Origin of the sequence: Moorena sp. SIO4A5, assembly GCF_010672005.1 — a bacterium.
Lineage (GTDB): Bacteria > Cyanobacteriota > Cyanobacteriia > Cyanobacteriales > Coleofasciculaceae > Moorena.
In genome coordinates this window covers 1-22651 of record NZ_JAAHHZ010000002.1, presented here as the reverse complement: position 1 = coordinate 22651, position 22651 = coordinate 1, and the positions used below count along the sequence as shown (strand labels likewise).

General features: G+C 42.6%; 20 protein-coding genes and 2 pseudogenes. 15 read left to right on the top strand and 7 right to left on the bottom strand.

What is annotated here, in order from left to right; genetic code table 11:
* Nucleotides 1-4: 4 nt before the first annotated feature.
* Nucleotides 5-4078 (bottom strand): ATP-binding protein, encoded by a 4074-nt coding sequence (locus tag F6K57_RS01560; RefSeq protein WP_293064192.1) that lies wholly within the window; start codon nucleotides 4076-4078, stop codon nucleotides 5-7.
* 717 nt (nucleotides 4079-4795) lie between these two features.
* Here F6K57_RS01560 and F6K57_RS41800 point away from each other — a divergent pair.
* Nucleotides 4796-5050, top strand: a complete 255-nt coding sequence (locus F6K57_RS41800; RefSeq protein WP_364300761.1) for a cytochrome-c peroxidase — start codon at nucleotides 4796-4798, stop codon at nucleotides 5048-5050.
* 104 nt (nucleotides 5051-5154) lie between these two features.
* Nucleotides 5155-5499, top strand: coding sequence for an ATP-binding protein (locus F6K57_RS01555; protein WP_293064190.1), 345 nt, complete (start codon nucleotides 5155-5157; stop codon nucleotides 5497-5499).
* 38 nt (nucleotides 5500-5537) lie between these two features.
* On the opposite strand, the gene F6K57_RS01550 is transcribed toward F6K57_RS01555, so the two are convergent.
* Nucleotides 5538-5705 carry a hypothetical protein gene (locus F6K57_RS01550; protein WP_293064188.1) on the bottom strand — a complete coding sequence of 56 codons (168 nt, stop codon included), beginning with the start codon at nucleotides 5703-5705 and terminating at the stop codon, nucleotides 5538-5540.
* A gap of 379 nt (nucleotides 5706-6084) precedes the next feature.
* Here F6K57_RS01550 and F6K57_RS01545 point away from each other — a divergent pair, with 379 nt between their 5' ends.
* From F6K57_RS01545 to F6K57_RS01525, 5 genes and pseudogenes are all read left to right on the top strand, one after another.
* On the top strand, nucleotides 6085-6642 hold the full coding sequence (locus F6K57_RS01545; protein ID WP_293064187.1) for a hypothetical protein: 558 nt from the start codon (nucleotides 6085-6087) through the stop codon (nucleotides 6640-6642).
* 24 nt (nucleotides 6643-6666) lie between these two features.
* A pseudogene (locus F6K57_RS01540) lies at nucleotides 6667-7155 on the top strand (hypothetical protein); the annotation flags it as partial.
* 509 nt (nucleotides 7156-7664) lie between these two features.
* Entirely contained in the window at nucleotides 7665-8639 is a 975-nt protein-coding gene (gene nadA, locus F6K57_RS01535) for a quinolinate synthase NadA (RefSeq protein WP_293064185.1), read from the top strand.
* Between the two features lie 146 nt (nucleotides 8640-8785).
* Entirely contained in the window at nucleotides 8786-10510 is a 1725-nt protein-coding gene (nadB, locus tag F6K57_RS01530) for an L-aspartate oxidase (RefSeq protein ID WP_075903785.1), read from the top strand.
* 267 nt (nucleotides 10511-10777) lie between these two features.
* Nucleotides 10778-11671 (top strand): hypothetical protein, encoded by an 894-nt coding sequence (locus tag F6K57_RS01525; RefSeq protein ID WP_293064182.1) that lies wholly within the window; start codon nucleotides 10778-10780, stop codon nucleotides 11669-11671.
* Nucleotides 11672-11858: 187 nt separating this feature from the next.
* On the opposite strand, the gene F6K57_RS01520 is transcribed toward F6K57_RS01525, so the two are convergent.
* A complete protein-coding gene (locus tag F6K57_RS01520) occupies nucleotides 11859-12074 on the bottom strand; it encodes a hypothetical protein (RefSeq protein WP_293064180.1) in 216 nt (71 codons plus the stop codon).
* 399 nt (nucleotides 12075-12473) lie between these two features.
* Between F6K57_RS01520 and F6K57_RS01515 the strand changes: the two genes are divergently transcribed.
* The 8 genes from F6K57_RS01515 to nadC all read left to right on the top strand — a co-directional run bounded on the left by F6K57_RS01515 (nucleotide 12474) and on the right by nadC (nucleotide 16959).
* Complete coding sequence (locus F6K57_RS01515) at nucleotides 12474-12812, top strand: hypothetical protein (RefSeq protein ID WP_293064178.1); 339 nt, start codon at nucleotides 12474-12476, stop codon at nucleotides 12810-12812.
* On the top strand, nucleotides 12725-13141 hold the full coding sequence (locus tag F6K57_RS01510) for a XisH family protein (protein ID WP_293064175.1): 417 nt from the start codon (nucleotides 12725-12727) through the stop codon (nucleotides 13139-13141). Before F6K57_RS01515 ends, F6K57_RS01510 begins: the two co-directional genes overlap by 88 nt.
* Nucleotides 13129-13464 carry a XisI protein gene (locus tag F6K57_RS01505; protein WP_293017614.1) on the top strand — a complete coding sequence of 112 codons (336 nt, stop codon included), beginning with the start codon at nucleotides 13129-13131 and terminating at the stop codon, nucleotides 13462-13464. The genes F6K57_RS01510 and F6K57_RS01505 overlap by 13 nt, the downstream gene beginning before the upstream one ends.
* A gap of 100 nt (nucleotides 13465-13564) precedes the next feature.
* Nucleotides 13565-13981: a XisH family protein gene (locus F6K57_RS01500; protein ID WP_075903793.1), complete on the top strand. Its 417-nt coding sequence runs from the start codon at nucleotides 13565-13567 to the stop codon at nucleotides 13979-13981.
* Nucleotides 13969-14304, top strand: a complete 336-nt coding sequence (locus F6K57_RS01495) for a XisI protein (protein WP_075903795.1) — start codon at nucleotides 13969-13971, stop codon at nucleotides 14302-14304. The genes F6K57_RS01500 and F6K57_RS01495 overlap by 13 nt, the downstream gene beginning before the upstream one ends.
* Before the next feature lie 56 nt (nucleotides 14305-14360).
* Nucleotides 14361-15104, top strand: coding sequence for an isochorismatase family protein (locus tag F6K57_RS01490; protein ID WP_293017618.1), 744 nt, complete (start codon nucleotides 14361-14363; stop codon nucleotides 15102-15104).
* A gap of 114 nt (nucleotides 15105-15218) precedes the next feature.
* Nucleotides 15219-16022 (top strand): DUF4058 family protein, encoded by an 804-nt coding sequence (locus F6K57_RS01485; RefSeq protein ID WP_293064171.1) that lies wholly within the window; start codon nucleotides 15219-15221, stop codon nucleotides 16020-16022.
* Nucleotides 16023-16101: 79 nt separating this feature from the next.
* Complete coding sequence (nadC, locus tag F6K57_RS01480; protein WP_293064168.1) at nucleotides 16102-16959, top strand: carboxylating nicotinate-nucleotide diphosphorylase; 858 nt, start codon at nucleotides 16102-16104, stop codon at nucleotides 16957-16959.
* Between the two features lie 285 nt (nucleotides 16960-17244).
* Here the strand turns inward: nadC and F6K57_RS01475 are convergent, their stop codons facing one another.
* The 4 genes and pseudogenes from F6K57_RS01475 to F6K57_RS01460 form a co-directional block, all read right to left on the bottom strand.
* A complete protein-coding gene (locus F6K57_RS01475; protein ID WP_293064165.1) occupies nucleotides 17245-18660 on the bottom strand; it encodes an ABC transporter substrate-binding protein in 1416 nt (471 codons plus the stop codon).
* Nucleotides 18661-19073: 413 nt separating this feature from the next.
* Nucleotides 19074-20510 carry an ABC transporter substrate-binding protein gene (locus F6K57_RS01470; protein WP_293064163.1) on the bottom strand — a complete coding sequence of 479 codons (1437 nt, stop codon included), beginning with the start codon at nucleotides 20508-20510 and terminating at the stop codon, nucleotides 19074-19076.
* A 59-nt stretch (nucleotides 20511-20569) separates the two neighbouring features.
* Nucleotides 20570-21994, bottom strand: a complete 1425-nt coding sequence (locus F6K57_RS01465; RefSeq protein WP_293064161.1) for a serine/threonine-protein kinase — start codon at nucleotides 21992-21994, stop codon at nucleotides 20570-20572.
* A 193-nt stretch (nucleotides 21995-22187) separates the two neighbouring features.
* Nucleotides 22188-22523 (bottom strand): annotated as a pseudogene (locus F6K57_RS01460) (transposase); the annotation flags it as partial.
* Nucleotides 22524-22651 lie beyond the last annotated feature (128 nt).

Genomic DNA, 22651 nt, shown 5'->3' with positions numbered 1-22651 from the left:
AGTATTAATAATATAATAAAATAAAAAATGTCGTGGCTAATTTATGTTCAAAACGCACATTTTTAACCAACGATTGTTCTTTCACAATCCCTGAGTTAACCAGAATCATGTCAGGTTTTAAGGAAATTGCCTTAGAAATACAATCTTGCCCATTGCTGGCAGAAATTATACCGATTCCTCTTTTCCGTAATGCCTGAGTAATCATTTCAGCTTGAGGGAGATTTTCCTCCACTATCAAAACTTGCTTAGTCGGCTTTTCTTGAGAGGTCAGTCGAACAACCTCTTTGAGCAGTTCTTCGAGATTAATCGGTTTGCTCAAACATCGCTCAACTCCTAGAGCATTTTGCTCTTCAGTGATGGACAAAATGATAATCGGAATATCCATACTGTGCAAGTCATTTTTAACCACCGCTGCTGTCTCAAACCCATTCATTCTGGGCATCACTACATCCAAGATAATTAGGTCAGGACGTTCTTGTTTGATCTGTTCAATTGCGTCCCAACCATCTTTTGCTTCCTGAATTCTGTAACCTTCTGCTCTAAGATGCTGCTTGAGTAGTTCTCGAATCGGAGCTTCATCATCCACAATCAAAATGGTTTTATTCCTGGAATTTATGGTAATTGTTGAGGTGGTCATAGATGACTTTAGTTGAGTGAGCAGGGTTTCAGCAGCTATGGTTTTTACTCCAGGTTCAGACTCAACCGGGATGGGTAACCTAAAGGAGAAGTTACTCCCTTTGCCCAGTTCGCTTTCGACCCAAATTTGTCCTCCATGATGTTCCACAATTTCCTTACAAATAGGGAGTCCTAACCCGGTACCTTGAGGTTTGTCAGTTAGAGTATTACCCGCCTGTTTGAATTTTTCAAAGATCAGGGCCTGCTCCGCTTCAGAAATGCCTATACCGCTATCAATGATACTAACGGTAATCTCTGAACTAGTTCGCATTACTTTACAGTAGACAAACCCTTTATCTGTAAACTTAGCTGCATTAGAGATTAGATTAATCACCACCTGAATTAGTCGGTCTCGGTCACCAATTATCTGAGGTAAGCCCTCGTCTATACTCTTAATTAATTCCACATCATTCTGTTCAAACAGAGCAGTCGTAGCAATGATTGATCGTTCTAGGACATCTACAACTGAGAGGGGTTGCATTTTCCACTCTACTCGACCAGCTTCTAGCTTAGCCAGATCCAGGACATCATTGATCAAAGCTTTGAGACGCTCCCCTTCGGAGATAATGATGTTAACATTTTCTGACACTTGCTTCAGGGTGCGCTGAATCTTGTGGTCATTGGTAGGAATTAAGGGAAATAGGGTTTTTTCCAGTTTTTTCTGAATCAGTTTGGCAAAACCCATTACTGAGGTTAGAGGAGTCCTCAATTCATGGGAAACTGTGGAAATAAAGTCTGTTTTCATCCGGTCTACTTCTTTTTCAAAGGTAATATCTCGGATCAGAATGACCGAACCCATAAAGCCGTCCTGACTATCAGGGTTATCTGTCGCCTTAGTATCTTTTAGAATAGCAGTGGCTACGGCTTTGCCAATCCGTTGATTGGTCAGTTCTACTTCAGCGGTAAAGACTTGTTGAGGGTTAGTCTTGGTAAGAGTGACTAGGTTTGCGATCGCATTCCCCAACACTCCCTGACACCCTTGACCGATTAACTCGATTTCCCCCAAATCAAACAAGCTCACCAAAGCTGGATTGATGCGAGTAATTTTGCCCTTGGTATCTGTTACCAGTAATCCATCTGCTAAGCTTCTAATCATCGCATCCACGTAAGCCAGAGTATGCTGTAATTGAGTCGTGGTGGTTTTGAGACACTGAGCTTGTTCACTGACAATTCTGTACTGTTCTTGAGTAGTGGTGTATAAATGTGCCTGGTTGATGGCGATCGCTAACTGATTGCTCACGGCTTGTAATAGCTCCAATTCCAAATCACTACAGCTCCAAGGCTTGCGGCGCATACAAATTAAATAGCCAGGAGGATGCAACCCCCGAATCATGACTGGTAACGCCAGATAGTTCCCTGTCTGGCAGTAGATGAGTTGATCACCACTATCATGGAAGTGAACCATCTGTCCTTGGCTTAAGCGATCGCATAAATCATTACAAGATTTGATACGTATTAATCCCACTTGGGACGGTAAATCAGCTTTTCGATGTTCACACAGAATTTCCAAGCATTGTTGGTCTTGGTGATACCAGCCAAAAGTCACTCGGTCGAGACGCAAGAGGGTAGCAATTTCATTGACAGTAGTTTGCACAGTTGTTTCCAAATCCAGAGATTCACGAATACGAGTAGTAAGCCGATTCAGCAGCGCCTCCTGCTGAGCTCTGGCGTTGGCCTGCTCGAAAGTTTGAATCTGTAGTAAAGCAATAACCATGGCGATGATCAGCATCACTCCCAACACCGATGCCAACAGATTGAGAGAATTGAGTTGTCGCTCCACATTAGCCCGGGGAATCACCAAAGCCACAGACCAATCAGCCTTTTGCAGAGGAGCATAGGCAACATACACCCACTGACCATCCAGTTCCAGTAGCCTTACCGACTCTTGCGGGTTGGCTATTTTCCTAGCCTCCATCATCTCTTGAGCAATTTGCTTTAGATTGGGGTTAGGGGAGTCTAAAAAACTCCTACCAAATTGAATTACCTTTGGATCTTGATGGGCAATGGGTACTCCTTTCGAGTCCAAAGCAAAGGCATAACTCCCTTCTCCCAAAGTAGTATTGGTAATTACCTCTGACACTCGGTCTAAGGAAACCGGTCCAGCAAATTCTCCTATGGGGAAAGACAATAGACCAGGCAACTTTCCTGGTTTTGGCTGGTAAGTATCCCCGAGTTCCACATTCTCGTTGGTTAGGTTGGGCAAAGCCAGTTTTTCTGGAATAATTTCCGTGTCATTTTTGGGGGGAACTGACCAGATAGGAGCTGCAATATTGACTTGGCGAATAGCAGTAGAACGAGAGACTACCGGATTATCCACAAAGGTTTCTCCTTGCATGGCTCGTTGAAAGTGAGTGCGATCGCTAAGATTCTTCCCCTCAATAAAACCTGCACGAGTGGTGTAGTAAGAGCCATTTCCCTTAGCCATGACAAACATATGAAAATCGGGCAATCGTTCTTGCTCGAGTTGCAGATAGGGTCGGGCAACCTCCCAGTCCAAAGACCGAACTTGGGGAGTATTCGCAATTGTTTCCACCTTCGCCATCAGAACCGCCAACCATTCATCAATTTGATGTCCCGCCATCTTGACCTTCAATTCAGCATTATCCTTCAGACTCTCAAGAATCAGACTCCGAACCACCCAATAACTGGTGAAAGCTGCTGTTCCCACTAGCGCAATGGTGCCACTAATTAACAACCGGGGAACAGAACGCCTTGGCTGCCATAGGGATTGATAACTATTGTGCTTAAGCCACCACTGGCGTCTAAACCAAGTTCCCATATCTCTTATGCAAAATCCTTCCTGTTGTTCCTGAGAAACTCCAGCAGCTTTGGCCTGGGGTTGGGCTAGGATAGTGGGGTCGGAGCAACTGGTGTCCACCTCTGATGCTAAAGGAATACCGCTCACCTGACAGTACCCGTGTGGGTAAACCTTGAGTGGGGAATTATCCGGAGGTGAGTTTCTCTGGGAACTAGCATTAAAACGATTAAGTCTCACTGTTCCGAAGATAGTCCTTAGGCTGGGTTGCCTACTGGTGGGATAAGATGACCATTGTTTACCTCCCCTTTCTCCCCTGATGCCCTCTGTTCCCCCTCTTGCATCGGAGTACAAATTATCCCTATTGTGGACAATACCCCAATCACTTCCAGGCTGGGGATTGACCTGGGTAGAGTACCTACCCTGCCTTCTTGGGTACAGTGCTTCTGGCTGATTGTCTCCCCGCCAATCCAGATAACCTTGTAGCAGTTGCCGCAACAGTTCCATACCATTGATCCAGAGGTTTTCTTCTATCTGGTAATAGGTGAGACGGTGCGCTTCCTCAGAACAGAGCCAATTAAGAATTTCTTCAAAGTACTCACGAGCCTGGAGAAATGGATTGAGCTGAGTGTATTCAGATGTTTCCATAATAAAATCGGATATAGCTTTGATATGATCTCGCCTAATCTCTACCAGGAAAATTATAGTCAGTCCGGGTAATTTTTTTTTTAGTGGTTAGTCGTTAGTGGTTAGTCGTTAGATCAAGTCCGGTTAATCACTTACTAAATAGTTCCTGTTTTGGAAATGGGCAATCGGTAATTGATAATCGTCAACTACCAAGTACCAATTACCAAGTACCAATTCCCCGAGAAGAGATATGATAATTAGTCAAACCCATTGGGTATAATCGGTAATTTTTCCGTAATTATGAATTCAAACTTACGAATTATAAGTGTTCTTACGGTTGAGTTGTGGTTCTGTTATTTGATGAACTTAAAATAGGGCATACATACTAACTAATACCAATTTAATTTATTCGAGCTACAGATGCTGAACAGGTGTAGGTTATTCGGTTAGTCGGTTAGCCGGTGCTCGGGTTATCTTCTGAACCTTGGCCTTTCGGCCACGCTACGCGAACAACCTACCCTACAAGGGACCCTATCCGGCGAACAAGCAAATTAATGTGTAGCAATAGTTTTTTAAATTGGCATAATCGATTGTAATCCATGGACAATTGTAAACTGTAATATAACAACAATTTAAAATTAATTTACTAGTTATTTTTAAAAAAATTTATTGCTTTTCTTAATAGTTATAATTTCCAAGCTTCACCATCATAACCTACCAGATTAATCAAACAAATATATGCAAAAATACTCTGAATATAGTATTTTATTTGATAAACAAATTCAGCCAATACCACTCAAATTAGAACTAAACAAAGAAAAGGTAAAACTGGGCAAGACGCTTTTTCATGACCCCCAACTGTCACAGGATAACACTATCTCCTGTGCTAGCTGCCACAATCTAAATACCGGTGGTACAGACCAAATAGTGCGTTCAATTGGGATCAAGAATAGGATTGGCTTGATTAATGCACCCACAGTCTTCAAAATCTGATCAGCAATGCCATTAAATTTCAAGCACCAGGGAAATCCCCCCAAGTCAAGGTTTCAGTAAAGCCCGTAGACAACAGTGATGTTTGTGGTGGGGAAGACAGGGGGATGCTCGAATCCAGGGACAGTGAGCATGGGATATTGCCAGAGGTAGGAAGAGTTTCTAGTATCAATGCAACTGGGTTTCAGGAGAATGGGCGGAATAGTTTGGAGCATGGTGGTAACTACTGGCTGTTTGGGGTGCATGACAATGGCATTGGCATGGAACCCGATCAGCGATCGCATATCTTTGAAATATTTAAGCGTCTGCACAGCAATAAAGACTATCCTGGCACTGGTATTGGTCTAGCCACCTGCAAGAAGATTGTGGAAAATCACGGGGGACAGATTGGGGTAGAGTCTGAGCCTGGAGTCGGAAGTACGTTTTACTTTACGCTTCCTGCACAACACTGAACACTAAGCATTGAACACTAAGCTTTGCAATCATCTTATTATTCCAAGGCGAGTAACAAGGGGATTAACATGGCAAGAACACAACTTGGTATAAGCAACCCCCAGAAATTATGGCGTTGCGTCAGTCTTTGAATGAATAGGAGTAGAGTGGGCATCCTGCCCGCCCCAAAATAAGCATGAAACTGGCAAGATGCCAGTTCCACCAAGATGCCTATTCCACCTCACTCTTAAAATCATTCCATTATTAAGGAACCCCCGGAAATTATCGGTATTTAATCGAATATGATACTATAGGAAAAACTTTTTCCTGATCGGTGTAATAGCTTGTAGGAAACGGTATCGCCTTAAAATTTTAAAGCTCTCTAATCCCCTTTCTATAAAAGAAATTAGAGAGCTGATTATGGCGTCATGGCTAATCGTTAATTGGACGACCATTACCCATTACCAAAAGCGAATAAAAATTTGTGGCAGACACCCTGGAGAATTCGAATCAGTTTGATTCCATGGTATTCATACATGGTATTCATAGCTTGGTAGTTCGCCAACCGGAGCAGTTAAACCTCAAAAAACCTTAGATAAAAACTAATGGAATCAGGTATTACAATTTTCAGTTTTGGACTGTTTATAGTAATTTTTTTGTGGATTGGGGCTCTAGCTGCTAAATCTTCCGATAATACAGAATCAGACTACTTACTTGGCTCACGCTCTTTTGGGAAAGTCTTTGTCGGTCTGAGTGCTGGCGCAACGGGAAACAGTGGATGGATTATGATCGGAGCCGTGGGAATGGCTTACTCCATCGGAGTTTCTGCTCTGCTGATGGTAATTGCCTGGTTTTTAGGTGATTTAACCTTTTGGACTTTTTTTCCTGATAAAATTAACCAGATGTCCAGAGAGCAAAACTCCCAAACTATTCCGGAATTCCTAGGCTTTACAGTCAAAAAACCTCAAGGCAGACGAATAATCACCTTGATTGTTGCTGTGATCACTGTTGTATTTATTGGAGCCTATACTGCCGCACAATTTGCTGCAGCTGCCAAGACCCTTGATGTATTTTTTGGAGTTGACCCTACGATTGGAGCTTTGATCGCAGCAGCTTCGATTCTAGTCTACTGCGTAACGGGAGGACAAGCCTTGCCCTTCTAAGCTACACAACAGTTTAATCCCTTTTTAGTCGGTATTGTGTTGGCTGGTGTTTTTTCTATCATTGCCTCTACAGCAGATTCCCAACTTCTGGTTTGTTCCAGTGCCATCGCTAGAGATATTTCCCCGGGTTTGCATCGGAGGATGTCCCGGAAATATGGCGTGAAATACGAGCAATTCATGACCTTAGTGGTGGGAATACTCGCTGTAATTGCGGCGATTTCTATTTCCTCCACAGTGTTTTCGTTGGTTCTTTTTGCTAGTGGATCTGTGGCCAGTTCCCTCGGTCCAGCCATGCTGATTATCTTATTGAAAAGGCGCACTCATTATTTAGCCTTGAACTCTATGATGTTGGCGGGATTGAGTACTGCTATCCTCTGGCGAGTTTTAGGATTTAATAACATCCTATCCGAAGTTTGTCCAGGCTTTATTGTAGCCGTGTTGGTGCATGAGGTGTTAATGAAGAGTGTTTTCAAATCCAAGGGTCATACTATTGGTGAGGGGTTAAGGAAATAAGGTTTAAATTAGGTGGGTAAATTGGTAATTGAAAATTAACGAACAACCAATTCGGACAAAACATATAGGAGATAATAATAGTTAAATCTAATCGGGTGCATCTCAGTTTTGCCTAATTTCCATCATTGAGATGCACCCAAACCTAATCGAGCTGGCTGCTGAAGTTATGCACATACAGCGGTTTTAAATTCAGTTAGGTACAAAGTTCTAGGTTTTTAGGGAGCAGGGAGCAGGGAGCAGGGAGCAGGGAGCAGGGAGCAGGGAGCAGGGAGCAGGGAGCAGGGAAGTGGGAAAACAATCCTGTGTACCTGATAGTTATGCAAACCGCCCTAGATCATTTGATTTGGCGATCCCATGAGGTCAGCCTAGTCGAGGACAGGATTAAAATAGCATAACTTAAGTAAAGTTTAGTAGTACAACACCCAGTGGGCTACCGAAGATTTAATAATTATTAAAGAAATAAAATTTTCAAAAAGCACTAAAATAGTCATAAATAGGGAAAGAATACGATGTTTACAAATGTACTCCCAAAACCAACCCTAGAGTTGGAGTATCCGCCCAAAGACCTTTTTGAAGCGATTGAAGACCTTAAACAAGAATTAAACGCAGTTATTCTGGCTCACTATTACCAAGAGCCAGATATTCAAGATATTGCTGACTATCTCGGCGATTCTCTAGGTCTTTCTCAACAAGCGGCGGCTACAGATGCAGATGTTATCGTCTTTGCTGGGGTTCACTTTATGGCAGAAACTGCCAAAATCCTTAACCCCAATAAATTGGTACTACTCCCCGATTTAAACGCAGGTTGCTCCCTAGCTGACAGTTGCCCTCCCCAAGAATTTGCCGCCTTCAAAGCAGACCATCCTGACCATCTAGTGGTATCTTACATTAATTGCTCCGCTGAAATTAAGGCGATGAGCGATATCATTTGCACCAGTTCTAACTCAGTTAAGATCGTCAACCAAATTCCGGAAGACCAGCCGATTATTTTTGCTCCAGATAAGAACTTAGGTCGCTATGTCATGGAGCAAACCGGACGGGAGTTAGTCCTGTGGGAGGGGAGTTGTATTGTCCATGAAACCTTTTCTGAGAAAAAGATCGTGGAACTCACAATACAGCATCCTGAAGCGGAGTTTATTGCCCATCCAGAATGCGAACCCCCTCTATTGCGTCATGCCAGTTACATTGGTTCCACAACAGGTTTATTAAAGTATATCCAGCAAAGTTCAACGGAAGAATTTATCGTGGCTACTGAGCCAGGAATTATTCACCAAATGCAAAAGAGGGCACCCCAGAAAAATTTCATCCCTGCTCCAGGTATGGATAGCAATTGTGCCTGTAACGAATGCCCTCACATGCGGCTCAATACTTTGGAGAAGCTGTATCTAGCCATGAAGCAGAAAACACCAGAAATTACTATGCCCGAGGACATCCGAGTAGCCGCCTTGCGACCAATTCAACGGATGTTGGAGTTATCAGTGTAGTGCTGTACTGCCCCTGAGCAGCTTGACACAATTACTTGACAAAAATATCCTTTATAAGTTATATTGGAGCGTTTATAAGCAATTTGTGTTGTTAAAACTAAGAACTGCTTAGGAATTAATCACAGATTAGTGAAATATGACCTATCGTGCAAGAGTTTAAATCATCCCCTGACGAGTCTTTCCCATCTGCCAACACTCCCTCCCAATTTGACATCATAGTGGTGGGCAGTGGTGCGGCTGGGCTATATGCAGCCCTTTGTCTACCTGCTCATTTGCAGGTAGGTTTAATTACCAAAGACACTCTGAAAACAGGCTCTAGCAACTGGGCCCAAGGAGGGATTGCGGCGGCGATTGACCCATCAGATTCCCCAGAGCTTCACCTAGAGGATACCCTGCGAGCGGGTGTTGGTCTTTGCGATCGCGAGGCGGTAACGTTTCTGGTAGAAAATGCCTCTGCTGCCATTGACTCTCTAGTCAAGATGGGGGTAGCCTTTGACCGCAAAGGCAAAAAGCTAGCCATGACCCTAGAAGCAGCTCACTCTCGTCCCCGCGTCCTCCATTCGGCAGACACCACAGGTCGAGCAATTGTAGATACGCTCACTGCCAAAGTTTTAGAGCGTCCCAATATTAAGGTGCTTTCTCACGCAGTGGCTTTGAGTTTATGGCTCAATCCAGCAACTGGTCATTGTCAGGGGATTAGCCTCCTCTATCAAGGTCAGATATCTTGGCTAAAAGCCTCTGCGGTAATCCTAGCCACAGGTGGTGGCGGTCAAGTTTTTGCCCAGACCACTAACCCAGCCGTAAGTACAGGAGATGGAGTAGCACTGGCTTGGCGGGCTGGCGCAATTGTCAGAGATTTGGAGTTTTTCCAATTTCATCCCACAGCTTTAACCAAACCAGGGGCACCTCGCTTTTTGATTACAGAAGCTGTCCGGGGAGAGGGGGCACATTTAGTAGATCACAAAGGCGATCGCTTTGCTTTTAATTACCACCCAGCCGGGGAGTTGGCTCCTAGAGATGTGGTAAGTCGGGCAATTTTTAGTCACTTAGAAAAAACCTCCGGCGATCCTAGCCACGCCCATGTTTATTTAGACTTGCAACCCATTGAGCCAGAGCGAATTCGCTATCGTTTCCCCAATATTATTAACGTATGTCAACATTGGGGCATTGATATCTTAAAGCAGCCCATTCCCGTTGCACCTGCTGCCCATTACTGGATGGGAGGAGTGGCTTGCGATCTGACCAGTTGCACTTCAATTCCAGGGCTATATGCCATTGGCGAAACGGCTAGTACAGGGGTTCATGGTGCCAATCGCTTAGCGAGTAATTCCTTATTGGAATGCTTGGTTTTTGCGGCTCAATTAGCTGAGATTCAAACAGCTCCTAATCCAGTTCTGGCGGAATCCCTACCCTTTATAAAAGAGAAAGGTGACTGGGAAAGGGACATCGAGAAGATAGCCTCAGTAAGGCAAAGTTTGCCCTCCCTGATGTGGCAAAGTGCAGGAATTTGTCGCTCCCAGGAAGTTTTAGAGTCAGCCCTTGCCCAAGTTAATTCTTGGCGCTCTGAATTGGCTGGCTTAGAAGTGAGTCAATACCTGCTTGATTTACTGCCCAACCAAACCGTTAAATTTGAGTCACCATTAGCGGAGCAGCAATTGCGAACGGCTGCAGAAACATTCAATCTCCTGGATATCGCCCATTTAATTCTCAAAAGTGCAGCATTGCGTACTGAAAGTCGGGGCGGACATTACCGCAGGGATTATCCCCAAACTTCACCCAGTTGGCAAGTTCATACCTTAGTACAGGGGGAGCGTTGGTGGAAATCTGCACAACTTTCTCTAATGTTAGAATCCAAGGAAATAGCGGTATAAATAGCACTTATTAAAAAGCACTGATAACAGTGCAAACCTATCCCTCTTCTGTCAAACTGGGTATAACCCTGGCAATTTCTTTGGTTCTGTAACTCTTACACAACAAGGGATTGACCGTAGGTGACCCTACGCGAACGCAACATTATTTCCTAATAATAAATCAAAACTAGGCTCAAATCACTGAATCCTTGTTACCATAATGGTTGTGGCGATCGCTAGTTCCGACAGTGACAGAAGAGAGATAAATTTTATTCTAATGAAAGTTTTATGGGCGAATATATTAATTTATTTACTTTATTTCTAGGTCAGTCTACTCAAACTCCGCAGGCAGTTGCATCACAAGCTACACAGTCTACGCAATATAGTGCTATTGTTCCTGCTGTGACTGCTTTGATGGGTGTGTTTACTGGACTTATTGCGGCATGGAAAAACCAATCAGATGTGTATAAGGCTCGTCTTGACCAGTACACAAAAGGATTTGATAGAAATTTGGATAGTGTAAAAAAATCTTATGAAGCAGAAAAAAGAGCTCTTGAACTGGTATTAAAACAAAAAGAATTTGATATAAAACATCTCAAAAACAGAATCAAAAGAATGGAGAGTTTTTATGCTATAAACTTTGCAGATATAGACAAAGGAACTACTATCTTAGAAAAGCTTAAACTATTACTGAAATATATAGAAAATCGAGTCCGGGATAAGGATGATGCTTTAAGTGAAGAGGTAAAAAAGATGCAAGAATATCTGGAAATGGAAATTAAAGTGGGCTTAGTTGATAGCCAGAAGTTTCGTTTTGAAGCAGCGGATTGGCTAGACAGACAATGTGATTATTTAGTAACTTCAGTAGCAGAATATATCTTGGATAAGAGAACAGATGCACCTCCTGAGGAAGTTAAAAATAGTACAGATGAGGAAGTTAAAAAGGAAGTTAAAAAGAGTACAGAACAGTATTTAAAACGTTTAACTATAATGCTAGAATCAGGAAGGGGTATTGAATCTGATCGTTCTTTTAGGGAAGATACAAAGAGTGTATGTAGTAAAGAATATGTGGATGTACTCATATATATTAAGGACAGACTCATTGGCGGTCAAATAAGCCATTCTGCTTATAAGGAACTTCAAAATTGTATAGATTTATTGATCCCTATTATAAGAAAATAATAGCAGTATCTTTTGCTGACTAATATTGAAATAAGTTATTACAGTATTAATTAATGTAATAATTAATACTGTATAATAATACTAACATATATACCGAATCTAGTATGCCTAAAAACACACTTATTGCCCACTAATTATGATTAGTTTATAAAAGTTTTACATAGCAAGTTCGGTAAAGGGACAATAACTAACTTTCTAGATCATTCAAATATTTATAAATCTGGTTTTGGATTTCTTTTAGATTGTTGACACAGTTGATAGCTTGAGTTAATTCCTTGAATGTATCTTTTGTTGGTGACTTTCCTTTCTTTTTTTTGTATTTTTCCTCTAATCTATTTTTCTGTGATTCCAAGAAATCTTGAATCTCTGTTAAATAATTTTGTAAGTCTTGTGGTACTGGCATTTAAAATATCTCTCAGATTTAATTTAATATGTTTACTTAGTTACTTTTTCACAATACACAGTCAAATATCAGGATAACTTTCGTAAAGTTTTGATGAAGCAAAAAAGTATTTGTTAAAGTGAGAGTAACGTTGTTGGACTTGGAAAATTAGTAACAAAATAACCAGCCAGTAGGCTTTAAATCAATGCGAAATCTTAATTGATAATTTAACGCTGATTGAATAGAGATGGAGATTATGCAGCTTTAAAGTTTACAGTATCTAAGTCATAATTCCAGAGCCGTTTACTTTCAAAAATCAAGCTGATGCCAGAATACAGAGGGTGAATCTCAAAGTTGTAAATCTATAACTCAGGGAACAGGAGTTGTGTTTTAGCCTTCAATGGTCGTATTTTTGCAAAAGTGAGATGCCCCCGAATACATCCCTGCTCCCTGCTCCCTGCTCCCTGCTCCCTAAAACCCAGAAGTTTGTACCTCACCGAATTGAAAACCGCTGTAGCTTGGTTAATCGATCCAAAAAATAAAATCCTATTGACCCTAATCCCAATACTATTAGCGATCGCTCTTCAGAGCGCGCCAAAGGCGATTAGCCCGAAGGGCTACGCTACGCGATCGCACTGTAATATGAAGGTGGATGAGGTGTTTAAGGAGATATGCCAGCTAAAGACATTTACCACGAGTGTGTCAAAAATGCTCTCATTAAAGATGGTTGGACAATTACCGACGATCCCCTCAGTTTAAAATGGGGTAAGAAGGATATGTATGTTGACTTGGGAGCAGAGCAACTCTTAGCAGCCGAGAGAGCCGAACGCAAAATCGCTGTTGAAATTAAAAGTTTTCTGGGTCTATCGGAAATGAACGATCTTGAGAAAGCAATTGGTCAGTATATTGTATATCATGACGTTCTCGCCGAAGTTGAACCGGACCGAGAGCTTTATTTAGCCGTATCCCAAGAGGTTGCCAGTGGATTGTTTGAAGAACCTATTGGTGAGCTGTTGATAAAAAACAATCGAGTTCGTCTTTTGGTTTTTGATTCTGAAGCGGAGGATATTATTAGATGGACACTTTAGAGCGATACCGGCAGATTATTCAAAAAATTATCTCTGACTACGCACAAATTCCTTATTCTTATGGAGAAATTGAACGAAATAGCGTGTTTGATTCTAATCGCGATCGCTACCTATTAATGATAGTTGGTTGGGAGGGAGTACGTCAAGTTCACGGCTGTATCATTCATGTGGAAATTATCGATGGCAAAATCTGGATTCATCGGGATGGGACAGAGGATGGCATCGCTGGGGAACTCCTACAAGCAGGCATTCCTAAAGAGCGTATTGTTCTAGGCTTCAAATCACCAGGAGTCAGGAAGCACACAGGGTTTGCAGTTGCCTAAAGTCACCCTGTAATAAGTAATAAGTCAAGAAGAGGCTCTATCTAATTGATATAATTTAGAGTGATCGCTAATTCCCACAACTTTAAAGTAGAGGTCAACAATGGCAGCCAGAGATACCTTCCATGAAGCCGTAAAATCAGCTTTACAGAAGGACGGCTGGTGTATTACTCACGATCCTCTCTACATCAATTTTGCTGAAGTTGAAATTTACATCGATTTGGGTGCCGAAAGACTCATTGCAGCCGAAAAAGATGAAGCAAAAATAGCTGTTGAAATTAAAACCTTTCTCAAGCCTTCGGCAATTTCTGAATTCCATACGGTTTTGGGACAATTCCTTAATTATCGCTTTGCCCTCAAAGCAGAAGAACCAGATAGATTCTTGTATTTAGCTATTCCTCTTGAAATTTACGAGACCTTCTTTGCCCGTCGCTTCGTTCAACTTATTACCCAAGAGTATCAACTAAAATTGATTGTATTCGAGCCAACTAAGGAGGAAATTGTTCAATGGCAAAACTAGAGCAATATCGGCAATTCGTCAAAGAGATTCTAACCGAATACAGCAGCCACAAACCCGCTTATGGTGAGGTAGAAGTGGAATTAATCTTTGATACCGAAAGAGACCGCTACCAGCTTGTCCATGCCGGATGGAGTAATCGTCGCCGTATTTATGGTTCCACAATTCACATTGACCTTAAAGATAATAAGATTTGGATTCAAAATGATGGTACAGAAGTTGGGATTGCCAACGTCTTAGTTGAACGCGGTGTCCCTCACCAAGATATTGTTCTGGCCTATCATGCCCCTTACCTTAGGAAATTTACTGAATTCGCGGTAGGGTAAGAAATCATAACTTAGCTTTTTAAATTGTCGATACCAAGAATAACCAGGAGGTTTTGATGGTAACTTCTTTAACTACTCCCGATGCCACCTTAGCAGCAATTGAAGCCGCCTTACCCATTGACCCTCAGCCCTATACTATTGGCGATCGTCCCACCGGTTTGATCGTTGTGGATGTGCTCAATGGCTTTTGCACTGTTGGTTTTGGTCCTTTGGCTCCAACAGAACCAAATCAGCAAATAGCCACCATGGTATCAGAAAGCGATCGCCTAGCAAAAGCTTTCACCGCCAAAGGTTGGCCAGTCTTAGCTTTTCTAGATACCCACGAACCAGGCAAACCAGAACCTCCCTATCCTCCTCATTGTGAAAAAGGGTCTGGGGAAGAAAAGCTCGTTCCTGAACTGGAATGGCTAGAAACTCATCCCCACGCTACTTTAATTCAAAAAGACTGCATCAATGGTTTTATCGGTTCCATTGATGTAGATACTGGCAACAATAGTTTAATTAGCTGGATAAACCAGCACAAACTGGAAGCCTTAGTAGTCGTAGGAATCTGTACCGATATTTGCGTCATGGACTTCGTGGTTACTATGCTATCAGCACGCAATCATGATATGGTACCAACGTTAAAAGACATTACCGTTTATACCGAAGGCTGTTCCACCTTCGACCTCTCGGCAGAGATGGCAGCCCAGCAGGGTTTGCCAAAGACGGCAATTCATCCCCAGAAAATTGCTCATCACGTTGGTTTATACACTATGGCAGAGCGTGGAGCGTTCATTGCTTCTACAATTTTGATGTGACCAATCCCAAGTTCAAAACTAAGTAAAACTAACCTTTTTTTAACAGCCTTCATGTCTTTTTATCTTCTTCCTTTTAGCTTCTATGTTACCCCGTAAGTTTAAGTATAAATAACCATGCCCTCACCATTCCCTGGAATGAATCCCTATTTAGAAGATTCAGCCTATTGGTCAAGCGTACATCATTGGCTAATTACGGAAATTGCTCGCTTATTAAACCAACAGTTAGCCCCTAAATATGTAGTTGCGGTAGAAGTGCGAATCTACGAAACTAGTGGAGAAAAGTCCACGCTTATTGGTATTCCTGATAATGTCATTGCTAAAAGCTCTGAAAATACGATCAGATATCCCGAGTCTAATGTAGCTGTTGCAGTTCCTTCTACCGAACCTTTAACGATAGAACTTGCTCTGACAGAAACTATTAAGCAAGGATATCTAGAAGTTAGGAGAGTTGGTACCGGAAAAGTGGTTACGGCTATTGAAATTATTTCTCCTATCAATAAAAATGTAGGAGAAGGTCGGAAAAAATATGAAAACAAACGTCAGCTTATTTTAAATAGTAAAACAAATTTCGTAGAAATAGATTTACTACGTCAAGGTAATTCACTGATTAATTTAAATCAGAATATCGAGCGTGACTATCACATTTTAGTTAGTCCTAGTCATCAACGGCCTCAAGCCTATCTATATGCTTTTAACCTTCAAGATGTGATTCCTGTTTTTCCTTTACCTTTATGTCCAGAAGATCCAGAAATGCTTCTAGATTTACAAATGATTTTACATCAAGTTTATGACCAAGGGCGCTATGATTTAATGATTGACTACAAACAAAAAAATATTCCTGGTTTATCAAAAGCTGATACAATTTGGGTAGAAAAAATTTTAAAAAACAAGGATGAAGTTAATAAAACATTAAATTAAATGATTTATTGGATAACTTGAGATAATAACTCGTTAAACTAAAAACTAAAAAAAATAACCAGGTTTTTTGGTAAGACTTATGGCGATATTACCTCCCCCAATAGTGTTAGACCCTCTACTGCATCAATGGCTCAAAGAAGATATTGGTAGAGGCGATCGCACCACCCAAGGTTTGTTCACTCAAGAAGCTAGTTCTGGAAACGGACAATGGATCGCTAAGGAAGCAGGTGTAATCACGGGATTGCCAATAGCAGCGCGGGTGTTCTATTTATTAAATGAAAAGGTCAGCTTTATCCCGCTAGTAGCAGAAGGAGAAAGTTGTCAGCCAAGCCAAGCCATCGCTCGTTTTCACGGACCTTTTGATGCTTTGTTGATGGGAGAGAGGGTAGCTTTAAATCTAACTATGAGTCTGAGTGGCATTGCTACCCTAACCCGTCAGTATGCCGAAAAAATTGCTGATTTGCCTACTCAGTTGGTGGATACTCGCAAAACTACTCCAGGCTTAAGACTATTGCAAAAATATGCAACTCAAGTGGGAGGAGCCATTAACCATCGCATGGGGTTGGATGATGCGGTGATGATTAAGGATAATCATATTCAAGCCGCTGGGGGAATTGGGGAAGCGATCGCTCGAATTCGTAATACTATTCCCTATCCTATGACCATAGAAGTAGAGACAACAACTCTCGCGGAAGTAGAAGAGGCGATCGCCCACAATGCTGATCTTATCATGTTGGATAATATGCCAGTTGAGCAGATGGAGGTAGCAGTTAAGCTAATTCGTGTAAGCAACAACAACATTAAAATTGAGGCATCGGGTAATGTGACCTTAAAGACGATTCGTGCAGTGGCCGAAACAGGAGTAGATTACATCTCCAGCAGTGCTCCCATTACTCGCTCTAGTTGGTTGGATTTAAGTATGAGATTGGGGAGTTGAGATAAACAATAAATTGAAACGGGCAAGATGCCCGTTCCACCAAGATGCCCGTTCCACACAAGATGCCCGTTCCACACAGGGGAGCTGGGAACAGGGAACGGGAAATAACCAATTTCAATACACATCAGCTTACCAATTATAAAAAATATTCCTACAGATTAATAATCCCCCCATCTCCCCATCTCCCCATCTCCCCATCTCCCCATCTCCCCATCTCCCCATCTCCCCATCTCCCCATCTCCCCATCATCATCCCTAGCAGGCATAAATAAAATTGGTATCAGGGTTAAGGAATTGGCACAAATTCATACTCCAAGCTAGAACTATTACTTGGTTCAATTGTCACCAATTTGACCGGTTGATAGCGATCGCCTGATGGAAAAAAACGAATCGGAGCAGCAGCACCTCTAGCAAAGAAGTTCGGTGCTGAAAGTTCTTGTTGAACTCCGGTGCGAGTAGGATTACGTCTAATCCCAGCACTTAAGGCTTGCACAGCATCATAAGCCATGGCTGTGCGCCAGTTAACATCAATACCCCAAAGCTGATAAGCGGTTTTGGGAAATTCAGAACCAGGCTTGGCTAGGGGATGCCAGGGTAATGCTACTACCATACCTTCAGCATCTTTACCTGCTACTGTCAATGTCTTGGTACTGTAAACTTGATTTCCCGCCAAAATAACTAATTGTTGACCCAAACTATTGCGGTGTTTGCTATTGAGCTGAACCACATTTAGTACCTGATCAAGGCTGCTAGAATCAGCACCTAACATCAACGCTTGAGCACCACGATTAATCGCTTGTTTAAAGCTTTTAGCAGCACTAAAATTTTTCTCAGACACGTCAAACTCACTAACTACTCGTCCTCCTTCCAAGAAGACAGCGGTTACAAACTCTGACTTAAGAGACTGACTAGACTCACTTTGAGAATTGTAGAAAACAGCAACATTATGCTGCTTGAGGTCTTGCACCATGTGTTTAGCTAATGCTCTACCTGCCAGGAAATCATTCGGGACAGTACGAAAAACAAAGTCGCTAATTCCTGATAACTTTACTGAGGTACTAATGGGAGAAATTGTTACCAATTTACCGGATTCATAACTATCTGCTGTCGCTTGGGTCACCTTACTTGTGAAATTACCAACAACTGCCAAAATCTCTGGATTACTCACCAACTTTGATGCTAATTTTTTTGCCACCTTTGGATTATTATCATCATTAGCGATCAGTACTTTGAGAGGAATACCTTTAATTCCACCAGCTTGATTGATTTCCTGTTGAGCTTGAGCCACACCCCGAAGTATATCTTTGGCAGTATTTAAGTCATCACTAATGGACACAACAGCAGCAATGGTGTGAGAGGGTTTGTCCCTAATACGAGCGTTATTAAGGTAGATGAGAGCTTCTGGATCATCAGCGTGGAGGTCTAAGGATTCGGTGAATTTAACCACTGCCTCGTCGTAATTAACAGCAGTAACCGCTTCTACTCCTAGCTGTTTTTCCAGTGTTGTTGAATCAGAAAATAAAATATGGTCTCCCCTACTAAGGTAATTTGGTATGCTTGCTTTCTCTGAAGATGTATTTTTCGATACCAGCATAGATAAGGGAGATGTGGTCACTTTAAACCACCACAGACACCCAGATACCAAAGCTAAGGAGATCATCAATGATAGCCCAAGAAGCTTAGTTTCGTTGTTCTGATACATACGCTAGTGCTAATTTTTATACAGGCAAACCCTGTTGATTACCCGGACTAATGCTTAATACTAATTTGTTTTGTAATCTTTCAAGGTAATTGATGAGTGGAATGGTTGATGGTTAACCGTTGACAATTGAAGGTCAACGAAAAACCATCAACGGTGGTTCACATAGTGACCCTGTAGAATACAACTGAATACAACTGAATACAACTGAATACAATTAAATACAACTAGTTAACAAAAGCCCTTGTTGGATACTCCTGATTAGGGAAATAACTTAGCTAAATAACTTAGCTAAATAACTTAGCTAAATAACTTATGGTACAAGATTTGACCACTGATCAGGTGACAAAATGGCAAAAATATTGATCAGTTATTCCAAAATTGGGCAACGCTCTTATTTCTATATTGCCCGGTTTCTACTTGCTAGGAATCGGCACAAAGTCATAACCAAAGCTGGAACGATTACCTGCTTCAATCTTGACAAGCTGGACAGCCTGGTTGCGATCGCCTGATGGTAAAAACCGAATTTTGCTGGATACTCCTTGGGGCTGAAAACCTGATCCGGATAGGGCTTTTTGTACACCGGAACGGCTTGGCTGCTGTTTGAGGGCTGCGATTAAAGCTTGAGTAGCATCGTAAGTTAAGGCAGTGCGCCAGTTCACATCTGAACCCCATAATTTCGTGGCGGCTTGGGGAAAGGGGGAATTTGGAGCGCCCAAAATATGCCAGGGGACTGCCAACACCATACGACGCGCATCCTTAGCACCGATTTGCAAGGTCTTGGGTTTGTAAAGACTATCCCCTGCTAGCATGGGTAAACGTCCATCATTGACCTGCACGACTAGTAACGCTTGGTTAAGGGTGGCGGAATTGGGAGCTAAGATCAACACTTCTGCACCGTTGTCGATCGCCTGTTTGACATCAACACCAGCATTAAAGTTAGGTTTAGCAAAGTCAAACTCTGCCACTACCTCGCCACCATCAGCAAACAAGGCAGTGGTAAATGCATCGGCAAGAGATTGGCTGTAGTTGCTCTGGGAATTAAAAAAGACAGCTGCTTTGCGTACATTTAATTGATTGAGCATGTAGCGAGACAGGGCGCTACCAAAAAAGCGATCGCTAGGGATAGTCCTAAAGACATAATTACCCAGTCTTGAAATAGTTACTGAGGTACTAGTCGGAGAAATCACCACCAACTGATTCTCTTGATAAACCTCTGCGGCTGCCAGGGTGACCTCACTGCTAAAATGACCAATAACCCCCAAAACATCTGGATTATCCACAAAAGCTTTAGCTATTTTTTTAGCAACCTTGGTATCATTGTCATCATTAGCAATTAGCACCTTTAAGGGTACATTATTAATACCACCCGTAGCATTGATTTCCTGTTGGGCTTGGGCAACACCCCGTAACATTTCTTTGGCTGCATTTACCTCTACACCAATAGGTATTGAGATCGCAATTGTATAAGACTTAGATGTACCGATCCGAGCATTATTGAGGTAAATCACAGCTTCTGGATCGTTTTTCTTAGCTTTGAGCGATGCCTCCAGTAAGGAAGCCGCTTTACCATAATTCCCAGAAGCAAATGCTTTGACTGCTGCCTGTTTGGCTGGTGTTACCTCTGTTGATATTAAGGTTCTATCTCCGGCACTAAGGTGCTCTGCGATGATTATCTCAGGCTTAATGTTTGTAGTTTTTGGAGTTACCTTAGCCCTAGGTTCATCTTCCTCCGTTTCCTCCGGAAATGGCAGTGTGATTATCTGACTTTTCTGAAGCCACCATAAGCCTCCCAACACCATAGCTACCGTAATCACCATCGATAGCAAAAGAACACTCGTTTCGTTTTTCATCGGACATAAGTTCCGTTGTCAGTTACCCTGCATCATTCCATTAATCAGCAACGCCCCTGCTATAGTATTCGAGATAACAGTTGATATACCAGCCGGAAAAGTGCCGTCAGAGCGATCGCTGCTGCTGCTGCTAGAACTGATATTATGATAACTAACTGGATTGACTGCTGGACTCGCAACACCGGGAAAAGTATCAACAGTGCCAAGCTGATGCCTCCTATAATCACTAGGTCAATTTTTTCAATAAACCTGCGATATTGAGCATAAATTAGCCCTCCCAAACTCATTCCCCATAAAAGCATACCGAGTGGGTTGGAGGAGACCAGCGTAGCAAAAGCAGTTGCCGCAAGGAATAATAAAGCTCCCTCAAATCCAGTAAAAGCAGCCGCCCCTAGTACCTCAAGTAGAGAGAATTTTGCTCTAAGGGGTTTGGATAGGGGTGAGTGGGTTTGTGGTTGCCTGGTGTGGGGCCGGGAGGGTGGGGATACTGGTAGAACTGATCCGTGACGGGGTTGAGGGGTTGTCTGAGCAATGTTTAAACTATTTATGGCATCAAGAACCTCCTGAGCAGACTGAAAGCGTTGATTGGGCATTGGCATAAGTAGTCGATTGAAAATACTCTCAAGTTCATTGCTGATTTGGATATAACTTCTCCAGTTCCATTCATGGGTAACAGGTTCGTAGAGTTCATTAGGTTCTCTGCCAGTCATCAAAACCATCACAGTCACTGCCAGAGCATACAAATCCGTTGAAGGGTAAATTTGAGAACCGGTCATTTGCTCCGGTGGTGCAAATCCGATGGAATAAATACCAGTAGACCTCGCCGCTGTTGTTCCTGGGTTTACCTGTTGCTTAACTGCACCAAAGTCTAATAGATAGAGAAGCCCATTGCGATCGCGCATAATATTGGAAGGCTTGATATCGCGATGAATGGAGCCATTGTCATGGACAAATTGGAGGACTTTGAGAATTTCTGTTAACACTTCTATGGCTTTGGCTTCAGAGAATGCTCCTAAGGTGTTGAGTTCTTCCTCCAAGTTTTGTCCATCAATATATTCCTGTACCAGATAGAAAAACTGGTCTTGTTTACCCGGTTTCCGACTCGGCACCGTCAACGGAAAGTAGGCATACAAATCGGGGATTTGGGGGTGACGCCTGCCCAATTTCTCTAAAACCGTTGCCTCCCGCTCAAACAATCTGTGGGCAGTTTGTAGTTCCCTCTGGCTAATTCTCCCAGACGGTTGGAACTGCTTAACGACACATTGACGCAAGGTAGGGGTATAGCGATCGCGTGCTAGAAATGCCGCTCCAAATCCTCCTTTGCGCAGCAGCTGGGAGGGAATGTAGCGACTTGCTACAATCAGGGGCATGCCGCAGCTATTACAATACCTTTGCTCCGTGGTGGTTAGAGTGGTTCTGTTATCTAGATCATCAAAGTAATTATGGGGATTTGGGCAGCCAGGACGGGTGCAGAAAATTTCCATGTTTTACAGGATCACTACGAAAGACAAGGCGCTACCAGCTGACAAGCTCTAGCAAGTCACTGCTTGTTGTGTTTATTTTAGTCGTTAGATATTAGTGAACTCACGCCATTTTGAAGAAGCCCCTGGAATTTTCTGCATTACTGATCAGATCTTCTCGTAGGCAGCGGAATAAATCTCTTGACACTCCCCATGCCTAGAAGGCAGGGGATTCTTGGCTCACAGACCCGTCTTGCTCAACCAGGCCGGAACCAGGAAGAGTAGAGGACAGATCTCCCCAAGCGTTTTGATAAGTTCCCGTGTGCCCCACGGTACCCAAGGCTCTGGTTAGGATATTTTTAGCAGCATTGTGTTCGCGAAGCGGTTCCGAAGGAACATCACGATCCAGCCGACACCCGCATTTACAGGCATGGGTTCTAGTCGATAAAGATTTCTTGACCACTTCACCACAGCTGGAACAATTTTGGCTTGTGTAGCCTGGATTAACTGCGACAGTTATCCGACCAAACTTTTGGCCGAAATACTCTAACCACTATTAAACTAAGCCGGTGAGTCGCCTCACCGACTCGTCTTCAGAACCGGACGTGACATTTTCACATCATCCGGCTCCTCATCAAACGGAACCACTGACATTGGTACCTCTAGAACGGATTTTCATCT

What these genes read in the sequence shown, in the direction of transcription:
- F6K57_RS01485 (WP_293064171.1), top strand. Translation starts at nt 15,219, where the DNA reads ATGCCCTCACCATTCCCTGGAATGAATCCCTATTTAGAAGATTCAGCC.
- F6K57_RS01490 (WP_293017618.1), top strand. Translation starts at nt 14,361, where the DNA reads ATGGTAACTTCTTTAACTACTCCCGATGCCACCTTAGCAGCAATTGAA.
- nadA (WP_293064185.1), top strand. Translation starts at nt 7,665, where the DNA reads ATGTTTACAAATGTACTCCCAAAACCAACCCTAGAGTTGGAGTATCCG.
- F6K57_RS01500 (WP_075903793.1), top strand. Translation starts at nt 13,565, where the DNA reads ATGGCAGCCAGAGATACCTTCCATGAAGCCGTAAAATCAGCTTTACAG.
- F6K57_RS01470 (WP_293064163.1), bottom strand. Translation starts at nt 20,510, where the DNA reads ATGAAAAACGAAACGAGTGTTCTTTTGCTATCGATGGTGATTACGGTA.
- F6K57_RS01520 (WP_293064180.1), bottom strand. Translation starts at nt 12,074, where the DNA reads ATGCCAGTACCACAAGACTTACAAAATTATTTAACAGAGATTCAAGAT.
- nadC (WP_293064168.1), top strand. Translation starts at nt 16,102, where the DNA reads ATGGCGATATTACCTCCCCCAATAGTGTTAGACCCTCTACTGCATCAA.
- F6K57_RS01465 (WP_293064161.1), bottom strand. Translation starts at nt 21,994, where the DNA reads ATGGAAATTTTCTGCACCCGTCCTGGCTGCCCAAATCCCCATAATTAC.
- F6K57_RS01475 (WP_293064165.1), bottom strand. Translation starts at nt 18,660, where the DNA reads ATGTATCAGAACAACGAAACTAAGCTTCTTGGGCTATCATTGATGATC.
- F6K57_RS01545 (WP_293064187.1), top strand. Translation starts at nt 6,085, where the DNA reads ATGGAATCAGGTATTACAATTTTCAGTTTTGGACTGTTTATAGTAATT.
- F6K57_RS41800 (WP_364300761.1), top strand. Translation starts at nt 4,796, where the DNA reads ATGCAAAAATACTCTGAATATAGTATTTTATTTGATAAACAAATTCAG.
- F6K57_RS01555 (WP_293064190.1), top strand. Translation starts at nt 5,155, where the DNA reads ATGCTCGAATCCAGGGACAGTGAGCATGGGATATTGCCAGAGGTAGGA.
- F6K57_RS01510 (WP_293064175.1), top strand. Translation starts at nt 12,725, where the DNA reads ATGCCAGCTAAAGACATTTACCACGAGTGTGTCAAAAATGCTCTCATT.
- F6K57_RS01495 (WP_075903795.1), top strand. Translation starts at nt 13,969, where the DNA reads ATGGCAAAACTAGAGCAATATCGGCAATTCGTCAAAGAGATTCTAACC.
- F6K57_RS01505 (WP_293017614.1), top strand. Translation starts at nt 13,129, where the DNA reads ATGGACACTTTAGAGCGATACCGGCAGATTATTCAAAAAATTATCTCT.
- F6K57_RS01525 (WP_293064182.1), top strand. Translation starts at nt 10,778, where the DNA reads ATGGGCGAATATATTAATTTATTTACTTTATTTCTAGGTCAGTCTACT.
- F6K57_RS01560 (WP_293064192.1), bottom strand. Translation starts at nt 4,078, where the DNA reads ATGGAAACATCTGAATACACTCAGCTCAATCCATTTCTCCAGGCTCGT.